Here is a 14,408-nt window from a genome sequence, read left to right on the forward strand (position 1 = left end):
AATAGTATGGAAGAAGAAACAAACATTTTTAGTGCAGAATTGCTAAGTGCATTAGACATCGCTAAAAAGATTGCTAAAACCAATTTAAATAAATATTACTCTGCGTCTCATTTACTGAAGGCTATCTTAAATAGGGATTTATCACTTTTAAAGCGTCTTGAAGCAATGGAAAAAGACGTCTATTATCTGGAGGAATGGGCAGAAGTTCGTATGGAAGAAGAGCCAAAATCGACTCAGGTTGCTGATGCCGAACCCAGCGATTTAATAGATGAAATCATCAAAGAAGCAGAGTCTGTTCGTATCATTTTAAATGAAGACGAAATCAGTCTGTATGCTATTATTGTGGCGATAAGCTCGCCGGGAGTTGGTTTTAATTTTGATCAAATGAAAACTTATCCTATTTCCAGAAACGAATTACTGGAAGAACAAACCAATATATCACAAGACAACAACACTGTCAAACAGGAAATTAAAAAAGGCTTTTTGGCTAAATACGCAATACATAAAAATCTAGAGAAAAAGAAGAAAAAAATTTCTGCAATTGGCCGCGAGACGGAACTAAATACGATAAAAGAAATTCTTTGCCGATTTTCAAAACCTAATGTTCTACTTATCGGCGATCGCGGTATTGGTAAATCGATACTCATCGAAACTCTTGTTCAAAATGTAATTGCCAATCAGGTCCCTGATGTTTTACATAAAGTACAACTTTTTGAACTCGATTTATCATCATTAATTGCTGGAGCATCATACAAAGGAGAAATCGAGGACCGCCTAAAAAATTGTATTCAGGAATTAAAACAATTTCCAAAAGCGATTCTTATAATAGAAGAAATCCATACATTATTAGATAAAAACGGTGGAGATTCTGGAGTTTCTAATGTTTTAAAAGGAGAATTAGCGAAAGGATTGAACATTATAGCGACTTCAACAATCGACGAATATTCAAAAAGAATTGAAAAAGAACAAGGCTTGTCGGGTATGTTTGAGATTGTAAAACTCGAAGAATCTGATGATGACACTTTATTTCGAATGATTAGGGAATCGATTAAATCTTATCAAGAGCATCACAAAATACAAATTGACGACGAAACGATTTCAGAGTCCATTCGATTATCCAGAAGATATTTAAAAGAAAAAAGCCTTCCTGAGTCGGCAATTAACCTTATAGATCATACGATGTCGGTCTTGAAAACATCGGGAGAAACTTTTTTAAAAGAAAAACAATCTCTTCTTGATAAATTAATGCTTTTAAAGAATAACGAAATTAGTTTATCTGAAGAACAACTAATAAAAGAGTGCAATTGGTTCTTGACTGACCTTCTTAACAAAGCAACATTTTTGATGGTCGTGGAGCAACAAAATGAAAACAAAACATTTGAAACTTCCTCATCTATCATCAACCATATCGAGAACCTGATAACTATTCTTGAAGAGAGAGCATTGGATAAACGTGTACATATCGAAGCTTTTGATCTATCACTTATTATTGCTCAAAAAACAGGCATTCCTGCTGGAAAACTAAAAGAAGAAGAAAAAGAAAAACTAAACAATATCGAGGAAGTTTTAAATAGACGCGTTATCGGGCAAGATCATTGTATTGCTACGGTTGCGGGCTCTATTTTAGAATCTCGTTCCGGGTTAAGTAAAGCAGGACAACCTATCGCATCTTTCTTTTTTTTAGGACCAACAGGAACTGGAAAAACGGAGTTAGCAAAAAGTTTGGCTGAATTCCTTTTTCAGGATGAAAATGCCATTATCCGCTTTGACATGTCCGAATTTAAAGAAGAACATTCGGCAGCCTTACTTTATGGAGCACCTCCGGGCTATGTAGGTTATGAAGAAGGGGGATTGCTAGTGAATAAAATTAGACAAAAACCATATTCTATTGTATTATTTGACGAAATAGAAAAAGCGCATACTTCTGTTTATGATGTATTTCTTCAAATTATGGACGAAGGAAAATTGCATGATCGATTAGGAAAAGAAGGTGATTTTTCGAATGCAATCATCCTTTTTACCTCAAATATTGGAGCAGATCATATTGTAGAAACATTCAACAACGGTAAGATTCCAACTTCAACTTCCTTAATGGAAATTATGGGGAATTACTTTAGACCAGAATTTTTAGGGCGTCTAACCGAAATTGTACCTTTTGCACCTATCAGTAAAGAAAATGCTTTGAAAATATTTGAAATCCATCTTAAAAAAGAATTTATGGATTTACTTAAAAACCTTAGCATAACAGTAGAAATTCCGATGGAAGCAAAACTCTATCTTGCTGAAAATGGCTATAGTGCTAAATATGGCGCAAGGCCAATAAAGAGCATTATACGAAGTCACTTGAGAAGACCATTGGCTAAGAAAATAATATCAGGCGAAGTAAAAGACGGCGATAAAATGATTGTCATGGTTGAAAATGACGAGGTAAAATGGATTAAGGAAGAAATAGTTTTGAATAAATAAAAAGGAAAGATTTTAAAAATCTATCCCTTAAAATAGAGGCATCATATTTTGGAAATACCCTCAATTAAATCACTTAAAAAAAACCGTTAACACTAATAAAACAGCATTGAATTTATTGCGATTGCTTAAAGAGTAATTCACGATTTAGGTTTACTTTGTAAGCCAATTAAAATTGCTTAAAAACAGATCAAAGCATATTGTTGTGGGGAAATATTAAAATCTAGATATTTGTATTTTAAAATTTCCCCTAATGCAAGATTCTTTTATCGACATCCTTAAGTTGTTATTACCAGAGATACTAATAGACTACTTTGAACTTACTTCTTATAAAAAAGAAGAGGAAACATTACATCTGTATTTAAAAAAGATTAATTCAATACCTAAAGAGTATAGAGAATCAAAATTGAGCTCAAAAGGATTCTTTGAAGAGATAACGGTTCAGGATTTTCCTATTCGAGGACATCAAGTATATCTTCATATTACTCGCAGAAGATGGCTTAATGAAGATACTGGAAAAGTGGTTTTTAGAGATTGGAATTTAGTAGCAGACGGAACTCGTGTCACCCAGGAGTTTGCGTCTTTTTTAAAAGAGATTAATAGATTCCAGTCCAAATGATTGTAATACCATTGCCTCTTTCTACGGAGTTTCTGGTAGAAACCTGCAAACTCAATATAAAGATTTTCTAAGTGATTTTAAAGCTTGGGATCAAAAAGCACATGCTAAAAAATGGCTCCTTTTCCCCAAGAACATTGGAAAACGTTTATCTATAGACGAAACTTCTCTTTCTAATGGCGAGCTTTATACGATAGTCACCAATAAATCAGGTAAAGGCAGAAAAGGTACTATAGTGGACATGGTTGCTGGTACAAAAGCAGAGAATGTAATTTCAATTATTGAAAAAATTCCTCTCAAGGAAAGAAACCTAGTGAAGGAAATCACTTTGGATATGGCAGGTAATATGGGATTAATTGCCCGCAAATGTTTTGCTAATGCAACTCGTGTTACTGATCGTTTTCATGTTCAAAAACTAGCTACAGAAGCGCTACAGGAAATCAGGATTAAATATCGCTGGGAAGCCATCGATCTAGAGAATGATGCTATTGAAAAAGCCAAAAAGTCAAAAGTAAATTTCGAGTCTAAAACACTCTCAAATGGAGATACCCTTAAACAATTACTAGCCAGAAGCCGCTATTTCTTGTACAAAACCAAAACGAAATGGACTCCAAACCAAGCAGAACGTGCTGTACTATTATTTGAATTGTATCCCGATATTCAAAAAGGATACAATCTAACTCAAGAGCTTCGTGGTATCTTCGAGAATACAAAAGACAAAATCATTGGTTTTGCAAAATTGGCCAAATGGCATGAAAAAGTAAATCAATCCGGGTTTAAGTCTTTCGGTACAATCTCTCGTACCATTATGAATCATTATCAAACGATATTGAACTATTTTGACAACAGAAGTACTAATGCTTCTGCAGAATCATTCAATGCTAAAATAAAAGCATTCAGATCAAAATTCAGAGGTGTTAGAAATGTAGAATACTTCCTTTTTAGACTCACTACTATTTATGCATAATTTTTATCACTCCACAGGTTTTCGTCTTGATCCGTTTTCGTCTTGATCCTATTTATTTATTAAATTTGGAGATTTTTTTATAAACAAAAAACCCCTGTTTCGATTGAAACAGGGGTTTTAAAAAGAAAGGCGACGACATACTCTCCCACATAACTGCAGTACCATCTGCGCAGGCGGGCTTAACTACTCTGTTCGGGATGGGAAGAGGTGAGCCCCGCCGCAATAACCACCTTAAGGTTGTTAGTCTAAAGTCTAAGGTCATAAAGTCTAAAGTATTTCACTTTAAGAATTTTGACTTTCGTCTTTAAGACTGCTCTGCGTCGAGCAAATATCTTAACATACTGAGATAAAGAAAAAAGTATTGATTTAGAAAGTTTCTCCCCGAGCCTTGCGGCTCGGGAAAAGGGTGTACATAAGCTTACGGATTATTAGTACTACTCGACTATGACATTACTGCCTTTACATCTATAGCCTATCAACGTGGTCATCTCCCACGATCCTTAAAAGAAATCTCATCTTGTGGTGGGTTTCGCGCTTATATGCTTTCAGCGCTTATCCCTTCCAAACGTAGCTACTCTGCGATGCTCCTGGCGGAACAACAGATACACTAGAGGTTTGTCCAATTCGGTCCTCTCGTACTAGAATCAGATCCACTCAAATTTCTTGCGCCCACAGTAGATAGAGACCGAACTGTCTCACGACGTTCTGAACCCAGCTCGCGTGCCACTTTAATGGGCGAACAGCCCAACCCTTGGGACCTTCTCCAGCCCCAGGATGTGACGAGCCGACATCGAGGTGCCAAACCCCCCCGTCGATATGAGCTCTTGGGGGAGATCAGCCTGTTATCCCCGGCGTACCTTTTATCCTTTGAGCGATGGCCCTTCCATGCGGAACCACCGGATCACTATGCTCTACTTTCGTACCTGATCGACCTGTATGTCTCTCAGTCAAGCTCCCTTATGCCATTGCACTCTACGCACGGTTACCAAGCGTACTGAGGGAACCTTTAGAAGCCTCCGTTACTCTTTTGGAGGCGACCACCCCAGTCAAACTACCCACCAAGCAATGTCCCCCGCAATCGCGGGGTTAGGCCTCAGATAAACAAAGGGTTGTATTTCAACAATGACTCCACAACGCCTAGCGACGCCACTTCACAGTCTCCAACCTATCCTACACATCATTTATCCAAGGTCAATACTAAGCTATAGTAAAGGTGCACAGGGTCTTTTCGTCCCACTGCGGGTAAACGGCATCTTCACCGTTACTACAATTTCACCGAGCTCATGGCTGAGACAGTGTCCAGATCGTTACACCATTCGTGCAGGTCGGAACTTACCCGACAAGGAATTTCGCTACCTTAGGACCGTTATAGTTACGGCCGCCGTTTACTGGGGCTTCAATTCAATGCTTCTCCGAAGATAACATCTCCTCTTAACCTTCCAGCACCGGGCAGGTGTCAGGCCCTATACTTCATCTTACGATTTTGCAGAGCCCTGTGTTTTTGATAAACAGTCGCCTGGACCTCTTCACTGCGGCCAGCTTGCGCTGGCGACCTTTCTCCCGAAGTTACAGGTCTATTTTGCCTAATTCCTTAGCCATGAATCTCTCGAGCACCTTAGGATTCTCTCCTCAACTACCTGTGTCGGTTTACGGTACTGGTACTAATTACCTGAAGTTTAGAGGTTTTTCTTGGAAGCCCTTAGGCGCACTATCTCTTTGTCCGAAGACGCCGAGTACTATCGTATTTCCCCAAAATCTGTGGATTTGCCTGCAGATCTTATAGGTAGGTACTTCAACGAACTATTCCGTCAGTTCGCGGCGCTTTCATCACTCCGTCACCCCATCACAGTAATTAGTAGTACGGGAATATTAACCCGTTAGCCATCGACTGTCCCTTTCGGGTTCGCCTTAGGACCAGACTAACCCACAGCTGATTAGCATAGCTGTGGAAACCTTAGTTTTTCGGTGTGCGGGTTTCTCGCCCGCATTATCGTTACTTATGCCTACATTTTCTTTTCTAACCAGTCCAGCATACCTTACGATACACCTTCAACCCTGTTAGAATGCTCCCCTACCACTTAGAGTAAACTCTAAATCCATAGCTTCGGTAATATACTTATGCCCGATTATTATCCATGCTCGTCCGCTCGACTAGTGAGCTGTTACGCACTCTTTAAATGAATGGCTGCTTCCAAGCCAACATCCTAGCTGTCTGGGCAGACAAACCTCGTTCTTTCAACTTAGTATATATTTGGGGACCTTAGCTGATGGTCTGGGTTCTTTCCCTCTCGGACTTGGACCTTAGCACCCAAGCCCTCACTGCTGAGAAACATTATATAGCATTCGGAGTTTGTCAGGAATTGGTAGGCGGTGAAGCCCCCGCATCCAATCAGTAGCTCTACCTCTATATAATTTTACGCTCAGCGCTGCACCTAAATGCATTTCGGGGAGTACGAGCTATTTCCGAGTTTGATTGGCCTTTCACCCCTACCCACAGGTCATCCGAAGACTTTTCAACGTCAACCGGTTCGGACCTCCACTGTGTGTTACCACAGCTTCATCCTGCCCATGGGTAGATCACACGGTTTCGCGTCTAACACTACTGACTAAAGCGCCCTATTCAGACTCGCTTTCGCTACGGATCCGTGGCTTAACCACTTAACCTTGCCAGCAACGTTAACTCGTAGGCTCATTATGCAAAAGGCACGCCGTCACCCCACGAAAGGGCTCCGACCGCTTGTAAGCGTATGGTTTCAGGATCTATTTCACTCCGTTATTCACGGTTCTTTTCACCTTTCCCTCACGGTACTGGTTCACTATCGGTCTCTCAGGAGTATTTAGCCTTAGCGGATGGTCCCGCCAAATTCAGACAGGGTTTCACGTGCCCCGCCCTACTCAGGATACCACTATCTATTATACTCGTTACCCATACGGGACTATCACCCTCTATGGTGTCACTTTCCAGTAACTTCCGGTTCCTTGTACATAAAATCTCGTGGTCCTACAACCCCAACAATGCCGTAACATCATTGGTTTGGGCTAATCCGCGTTCGCTCGCCACTACTTACGGAATCACTTTTGTTTTCTTCTCCTCCGCCTACTTAGATGTTTCAGTTCAGCGGGTTTGCCCACCTATCGGTGTACTATGTCTTCAACATAGTGGGTTGCCCCATTCGGGTATCTACGGATCAAGTCGTGTGTGCCGATCCCCGTAGCTTTTCGCAGCTTATCACGCCCTTCATCGCCTCTGAGAGCCAAGGCATCCCCCATACGCCCTTATTTTGCTTATTGTACCAATCATAAAATCAATTATGACCGTTTTTTTTTGTCTTTTATTATTTGTATTGCTACTTATAATAAAAAACGCTTTCTACTTTTTATTATTTTCTTATCTCAATATGTCAATGAACTTTAATAAGTATGTAAGATTCTTGTATTAAGTATTAAGACTAATCTTGATACTTTGTACTACTATCTTTGTACTTCTTGTGGAGAATAACGGAGTCGAACCGTTGACCTCCTGCGTGCAAGGCAGGCGCTCTAGCCAGCTGAGCTAATCCCCCATTTTGCAATCTTAGATTGTAGAATTCAGATTTTAGATTTCTAATTCTTCTCTAATTTCTTTTGGTGAATTCCAACTTCTAGAATTTCCTTTTTTTAAGTTAAATAGTAGTCCCGGGCAGACTCGAACTGCCGACCCCTACATTATCAGTGTAGTACTCTAACCAGCTGAGCTACGAGACTCTGTTTTACTTAAAATTTATTATTTGAACTAACAGCAAGAGTAATCGAATTTTAAAATTCATATCCAAAAGATCCACATCTTTTTTCCTAAGCGTGCACTAGTGCTAACACTCAGGCTCTAGAAAGGAGGTGTTCCAGCCGCACCTTCCGGTACGGCTACCTTGTTACGACTTAGCCCTAGTTACCAGTTTTACCCTAGGCAGCTCCTTGCGGTCACCGACTTCAGGCACCCCCAGCTTCCATGGCTTGACGGGCGGTGTGTACAAGGCCCGGGAACGTATTCACCGGATCATGGCTGATATCCGATTACTAGCGATTCCAGCTTCACGGAGTCGAGTTGCAGACTCCGATCCGAACTGTGACCGGTTTTATAGATTCGCTCCTGGTCGCCCAGTGGCTGCTCTCTGTACCGGCCATTGTAGCACGTGTGTAGCCCAAGGCGTAAGGGCCGTGATGATTTGACGTCATCCCCACCTTCCTCACAGTTTGCACTGGCAGTCTTGTTAGAGTTCCCGACATGACTCGCTGGCAACTAACAACAGGGGTTGCGCTCGTTATAGGACTTAACCTGACACCTCACGGCACGAGCTGACGACAACCATGCAGCACCTTGTAATTTGTCTTGCGAAAGTTCTGTTTCCAAAACGGTCAAACTACATTTAAGCCTTGGTAAGGTTCCTCGCGTATCATCGAATTAAACCACATGCTCCACCGCTTGTGCGGGCCCCCGTCAATTCCTTTGAGTTTCATTCTTGCGAACGTACTCCCCAGGTGGGATACTTATCACTTTCGCTTAGCCACTGAAATTGCTTCCAACAGCTAGTATCCATCGTTTACGGCGTGGACTACCAGGGTATCTAATCCTGTTCGCTACCCACGCTTTCGTCCATCAGCGTCAATCCATTAGTAGTAACCTGCCTTCGCAATTGGTATTCCATGTAATCTCTAAGCATTTCACCGCTACACTACATATTCTAGTTACTTCCTAATAATTCAAGTTTAGCAGTATCAATGGCCGTTCCACCGTTGAGCGATGGGCTTTCACCACTGACTTACTAAACCGCCTACGGACCCTTTAAACCCAATGATTCCGGATAACGCTTGGATCCTCCGTATTACCGCGGCTGCTGGCACGGAGTTAGCCGATCCTTATTCTTACGATACCGTCAAGCTACTTCACGAAGTAGTGTTTCTTCTCGTATAAAAGCAGTTTACAATCCATAGGACCGTCATCCTGCACGCGGCATGGCTGGATCAGGCTTGCGCCCATTGTCCAATATTCCTCACTGCTGCCTCCCGTAGGAGTCTGGTCCGTGTCTCAGTACCAGTGTGGGGGATCTCCCTCTCAGGACCCCTACCCATCGTAGCCTTGGTAAGCCGTTACCTTACCAACTAGCTAATGGGACGCATGCTCATCTTTTACCGTTGTGACTTTAATTACATCTCGATGCCGAGTCGTAATACTATGAGGTATTAATCCAAATTTCTCTGGGCTATCCCTCTGTAAAAGGTAGATTGCATACGCGTTACGCACCCGTGCGCCGGTCTCTAGTTCCGAAGAACTATACCCCTCGACTTGCATGTGTTAAGCCTGCCGCTAGCGTTCATCCTGAGCCAGGATCAAACTCTTCATCGTATATTGTGTGCTTAATTGCTTAAGCTATTTATAATGATGTTTTCTCTAGTGGTTATTCTCGAATCTCTCGATTCCATTACTCTTATTCTTTTGTTTTAACATCTCTGTTAAAACGGCTGTCAATTCAATATGTCTACGAACGTGTGTTTCTTTATTCTTTTCCGCTTATCGTTGTTTCTCAAAGCGGGTGCAAAACTACAACTTCTTTTTTAATTAGCAAGAATTTTTTAAAATTTTTTTTTTGAAAATTTTTATCTCCAAATCTAAATCCTAATTCCTACCAATCTATCAATGAACTTGCCCTGTTTGCGGGGTGCAAATGTAATATCTGTTTTCAAATCTCACAAGCTTTTTACAATCTTTTTTTGAAAATATTTTTTCGTATTGATTATCTTAACTTGTCAGTATCTCAGTGAACGTATATCGCTGTTGCGGGTGCAAAAGTAACACCTTTATTTACATTTACAAGACTTTTTGTTACATATTTTAATCCTTTCTTAAAACTTTTTCTTAACTTTCTGATAACACCAAACTTAGCTTTTATGCGTTTTTAGATTTTGTAAGGATTATCTTTTTACTTTTCAAGACTTCACAATACACCGCAACCCCAAACAACCATTTTTATTGACTTGACAACCATATAACCCCTTTTATCACAACTTCGCAAACACACCTAAAAAATACTTTTTTTCTCCTTAAGAACACATTTAAACATTTTAAAACGTTTTAATCGTCAATGCAAAGGCGATATCTTTTCGTTTGTATACCATATATAGTATAAGACTTTAATAATAGCATCATGCTTTCTCCTTATATCGTATTAACTACATCTCTTCCTATGAAAACAACAACCCCTAGCCCTGATAGAAGTGGAAATCCTTTTGTGCCGGGGTTCGGTACAAAAGATTGAAACGAATAGCAGGAAATAGCTCCTGAAAAAAAATACATTATATATAGGTACAAATGAAAAACCCGACAGATAGAAAAAACTGTCGGGTTGTGGGAGTGAAATTCTATTATTATTACTCTCGATTAATCAAAGCGGATCGCTTTGACAGGAGAAATCTTGGTGATGATATAAGAAGGGATTAATAGTACCAAGAAACAAACTGTGACCGTAAGCAAATTGAGCAGGACAATATAGCCCCAGTTTAAATACACCGGTGCCTGGTTGACATAGTAATTTTCTGGATTTAGAGATACTATTCCGAATTGCTGTTGGATAAGCAATATTGAAATCCCTATTAGGTTGCCCCAAAACAATCCTCGCAAGATAAGATAGAAAGCATTGTATAGAAATATTTTGCGCACAGTCCAGTTATTAGCACCCATTGCTTTTAGAATTCCGATCATTTGTGTGCGTTCGAGAATAAGCACCAGCAACGCTACTACCATATTGATTGTGGCTACTAAAATCATTACCCCGAGAATAACGAGAATATTGAAATCGAATAATTGCAACCAATCGAAAATGTAACCGTATTTTTCGATAATGGTTTTGGTGTCAAGGTTGGAAGAGGTTTCTTTGTAGATTTTATCTCCCGCAGGACTTATATTGCCAAAGTCTTTTACAAAAACTTCGAAAGCACCCACTTGGTTCTGATTCCATTTATTGATTCTTTGAATATGACGGATATCTCCTAATATATAAGTAGCATCGAAATCTTGAAATCCGGAATTAAAAATACCTGTGATTTTAAATCGGCGGCTATTGGGCATTTTTCCTTGTTCTTCTTTAATAAAAAAAGTATTGAAACTATCTCCTACTTTCAGACCAAGTCGATCTGCAAGAAATTTTGAAATAATAACATCTTCGTTTAAATTTTTAGAAAAATCAGGCAATTTACCATCAACCAAATATTCTTTAATATTATTCCAGTCGTAATCGCCACCAACACCTTTGAAAATGATTCCTTCAAAAGCATTCTCCGTTCTAATGATTCCGGCTTTACTGGCTACTGCCTGAATGTGTTTTACATCTGGAAGGGATTTAAAATTAGGATAAAAGTCTTGTTTTTTGGAAATAGGCACCAAAGTAACCTCTGAATTATTATTATCGTAATTCGAAATAATAATATGCCCATTGAAAGCAGCCACTTTTTCACGAATTTTTTGCTGCAAACCTATTCCTGTTGCTACCGAAACCAACATCATAATAATACCAATAGCAATTGCAGAAATAGCAATTTTTATAATCGGTGCAGAAATACTGCTTTTATAATCTTTTGCAGTAATGAGTCTTTTGGCTATGAAATATTCTAGATTCAATTTGTATCAGGTCTTTTATGGGTTTATTGCTTTCGCTAAAGTCAAAAGTACATTTAAAAAAGTAAAAATGATTTGTTCTAAAAAAACAATTACAAAATATTTAAGTATTCAAAAAGTTTTTATAGCGGAAGCTTCTTTTTCATTTCTTCGACAATATTATAAGCCGCAGGACAAATTGCCACATTTTTTAACGTAAGGTCTGTAATCTGATTGAACTTTTTGCGGTCTGTGTGCGGAAATTCCCTGCATGCTTTTGGGCGCACGTCGTAAATCATGCAATAATTTTCATGGTCCAGAAAAGTACAAGGAACACTTTGCAAAACATAATCTTTATCTTCGTCAATTCTTAGATATTGCTCTATAAACTGTTGTGGCTTTTGTCTGAAAGATTTTGAGATTCTCTCTATATCTGCCAAAGTAAACAAAGGCCCAGTTGTTTTGCAACAATTAGCACACTGTAAACAATCTGTTTTTTTAAATTCGGCGTCATGCAAATCCTGCATCACATAATCTAAATTTTTAGGTTGCTTCTTTTTCAGCTTATCAAAATACTTTTTATTTTCGATATGCTTATCTTTGGCTAACTTTTGTAAGCCATTTAAAATTTGTTTCAAGTTTAGATTTTAAAGTTGAACTGCAAAATTAAACAACTTTGAACTTGAAACCTTAAACTTTGAACTAAAATACAATGAAAGACCTTTTTGGAAAAGCTATTCTTGACTTTCAAACTAATAATTCGCCCGAAGATCTTATTACAGCAACTTCAATTTCTGAAGAAGACGAAATGAGTGTACAGTATTTATTTCGCTCTTACAATGAAATGCCAAAAATAGAGCAAAAAGCTTTGCAATTGGCTTCTGGAAAAGTGTTAGATGTGGGTTGCGGCGCCGGAAGCCATAGTTTAACATTACAAAACGACCGAAATTTAGATGTTATGGCAATTGATATTTCTGAAAAAGCCATTGCAACCTGTAAACTTCGCGGCCTGGAAAACACAAAAGTTCAGAATATTTTAGATTTTGAAGGCCAGAAATTTGATACCATCTTATTGCTTATGAATGGAACCGGAATTTTCGGAAAACTGGCAAACTGCAATCAATATTTATCAAAATTAAAATCCTTACTGAATCCCGGTGGTCAAATCTTAATAGACAGTTCTGACATCATCTACATGTTTGATGAAGATGAGGACGGCGGAAAATGGATTCCGTCTGAAAAAGAATATTATGGCGAGTTGGAATTTACAATTTCCTATAAAGGAGAAAAAGAAACAACGTTTGATTGGTTGTATTTAGATTATAATACTTTGCAAAATGCTGCAATTGCTAACGGACTACAATGCGAACTTGTTTTGGAAGGTGAGCATTATGATTATTTAGCGAAACTTTCGATTTAAACTTAAAATATTTTGATCAATGGAAAATATCGATTTAGAAAAATTAAAATATCCGATTGGAAAATTTATAGAACCTGCAACATATAATGCATCATATATTTCTGAAAAAATCGAAGAAATTGCCTCCTTCCCAGAAAAATTGAAAATTGAAACTATTCATTTAACCAATGAACAACTTGATACACCTTACCGTCCTGACGGATGGACAATTCGCCAGGTGATTCATCACTGCGCCGAAAGCCACATGAATTGTTATATCAGAATAAAATGGGCGCTTACAGAAAACAAGCCTGTAATAAAAGCTTACGACGAAAATCTTTGGTCGCAATTGCCTGACAGTTTACAAATGCCTATTAAGCCTACTTTGTCTTTACTCGAAGGACTTCATTTTAGATTGGCTTATATCATGAAAAATTTATCCGAAGATGATCTTGAAAAACGTTTTATTCATCCTGAGAATAATTCTGAATATAGAATAAAGCAGATTATCGGCACTTATGCATGGCACAGCAACCATCATTTGGCTCATATTACTACTTTAAAAAAGTATAAAAATTGGCAATAACAATGATTAATGATCGAATTATAAAAACTAAAAGCTCTTCAGATGAAGAGCTTTTAGTTTTTATAATTTAAGGAATATTCAAATATTTATGTGTTTGAAGCGAAACACGCCATTTTGGATTATTCATGACATACTCTACAATTAGAGGAGTCATTTCTTCTTTTTTACTCCATTCTGGCTGAAGAAACAAAATAGCGTTATCATTTACCAATTCTGCTTGTTCTTCTGCAAAAATAAAATCATGTTTGTTGTAGATAATCACTTTTAATTCATGGGCATTATCGTATACTGTTTGAGTTGGCAATTTATTTTTCTTAGGCGAAAGACAAATCCAATCCCAGGTTCCTGTAAGCGGATAAGCACCGGAGGTTTCGATATGTACTTTTAAATTTTTGTCTTTCAATTGCTGCGTAAGCAGAGTCATATCCCAAGTAAGTGGTTCTCCTCCTGTAATCACAACTGTATCTGCATATGCAGAAGCATTTTTTACAATTAAATCAACTCCTGTTGGCGGATGTAGCTCTGCATTCCAACTTTCTTTTACATCACACCAATGACACCCCACGTCGCATCCTCCAATTCGTATAAAGTAAGCAGCAGTACCTGTGTGAAATCCTTCTCCCTGAATGGTATAAAATTCTTCCATCAAAGGCAACATAGCTCCTTTATTTACTTCTAATTGTATTTCTTTTGATAACATTATTTTGTTTTAAAGTGCAAAGATAGTCAATTAAATACGGAACATAAAAAAAC

General features: G+C 38.5%; 8 protein-coding genes, 2 tRNA genes and 3 rRNA genes. 5 read left to right on the top strand and 8 right to left on the bottom strand.

Features of this window, described 5'->3' with window-relative positions:
- Nucleotides 1-6 precede the first annotated feature (6 nt).
- The 3 genes from LNP22_RS02870 (at nucleotide 7) to LNP22_RS02880 (ending at nucleotide 4,046) form a co-directional block, all read left to right on the top strand.
- The gene (locus LNP22_RS02870) at nucleotides 7-2,466 is read left to right on the top strand and encodes an AAA family ATPase (RefSeq protein ID WP_229975255.1); all 2,460 of its coding nucleotides are present in this window, start codon (nucleotides 7-9) and stop codon (nucleotides 2,464-2,466) included.
- Nucleotides 2,467-2,716: 250 nt separating this feature from the next.
- Nucleotides 2,717-3,082: an ISAon1 family transposase N-terminal region protein gene (locus LNP22_RS02875; RefSeq protein WP_229975256.1), complete on the top strand. Its 366-nt coding sequence runs from the start codon at nucleotides 2,717-2,719 to the stop codon at nucleotides 3,080-3,082.
- Between the two features lie 10 nt (nucleotides 3,083-3,092).
- Nucleotides 3,093-4,046: an ISAon1 family transposase gene (locus tag LNP22_RS02880; protein WP_229976348.1), complete on the top strand. Its 954-nt coding sequence runs from the start codon at nucleotides 3,093-3,095 to the stop codon at nucleotides 4,044-4,046.
- A 124-nt stretch (nucleotides 4,047-4,170) separates the two neighbouring features.
- On the opposite strand, the gene rrf is transcribed toward LNP22_RS02880, so the two are convergent.
- The 7 genes from rrf to LNP22_RS02915 all read right to left on the bottom strand — a co-directional run bounded on the left by rrf (nucleotide 4,171) and on the right by LNP22_RS02915 (nucleotide 12,308).
- Nucleotides 4,171-4,280, bottom strand: a 5S ribosomal RNA gene (rrf, locus tag LNP22_RS02885).
- 174 nt (nucleotides 4,281-4,454) lie between these two features.
- A 23S ribosomal RNA gene (locus tag LNP22_RS02890) occupies nucleotides 4,455-7,337 on the bottom strand.
- 198 nt (nucleotides 7,338-7,535) lie between these two features.
- Nucleotides 7,536-7,609 (bottom strand) — tRNA-Ala (locus LNP22_RS02895).
- A gap of 107 nt (nucleotides 7,610-7,716) precedes the next feature.
- Nucleotides 7,717-7,790 (bottom strand) — tRNA-Ile (locus tag LNP22_RS02900).
- A gap of 122 nt (nucleotides 7,791-7,912) precedes the next feature.
- Nucleotides 7,913-9,426 (bottom strand): 16S ribosomal RNA (locus LNP22_RS02905).
- Together the 16S, 23S and 5S rRNA genes with 2 tRNA genes alongside form the textbook arrangement of a ribosomal RNA operon.
- Before the next feature lie 1,032 nt (nucleotides 9,427-10,458).
- Nucleotides 10,459-11,694: an ABC transporter permease gene (locus tag LNP22_RS02910; protein ID WP_229975258.1), complete on the bottom strand. Its 1,236-nt coding sequence runs from the start codon at nucleotides 11,692-11,694 to the stop codon at nucleotides 10,459-10,461.
- 119 nt (nucleotides 11,695-11,813) lie between these two features.
- On the bottom strand, nucleotides 11,814-12,308 hold the full coding sequence (locus tag LNP22_RS02915; RefSeq protein ID WP_210668077.1) for a YkgJ family cysteine cluster protein: 495 nt from the start codon (nucleotides 12,306-12,308) through the stop codon (nucleotides 11,814-11,816).
- A 74-nt stretch (nucleotides 12,309-12,382) separates the two neighbouring features.
- Between LNP22_RS02915 and LNP22_RS02920 the strand changes: the two genes are divergently transcribed.
- Nucleotides 12,383-13,090, top strand: a complete 708-nt coding sequence (locus tag LNP22_RS02920; RefSeq protein WP_229975259.1) for a class I SAM-dependent methyltransferase — start codon at nucleotides 12,383-12,385, stop codon at nucleotides 13,088-13,090.
- A 19-nt stretch (nucleotides 13,091-13,109) separates the two neighbouring features.
- Entirely contained in the window at nucleotides 13,110-13,655 is a 546-nt protein-coding gene (locus LNP22_RS02925) for a YfiT family bacillithiol transferase (RefSeq protein WP_229975260.1), read from the top strand.
- A 67-nt stretch (nucleotides 13,656-13,722) separates the two neighbouring features.
- Here LNP22_RS02925 and LNP22_RS02930 read toward each other — a convergent pair whose 3' ends face one another.
- Nucleotides 13,723-14,355, bottom strand: coding sequence for a 7-carboxy-7-deazaguanine synthase QueE (locus tag LNP22_RS02930; RefSeq protein WP_210668071.1), 633 nt, complete (start codon nucleotides 14,353-14,355; stop codon nucleotides 13,723-13,725).
- Nucleotides 14,356-14,408: the final 53 nt, after the last annotated feature.

The organism is Flavobacterium flavipigmentatum, from assembly GCF_020911905.1.
GTDB classification, from domain to species: domain Bacteria; phylum Bacteroidota; class Bacteroidia; order Flavobacteriales; family Flavobacteriaceae; genus Flavobacterium; species Flavobacterium flavipigmentatum.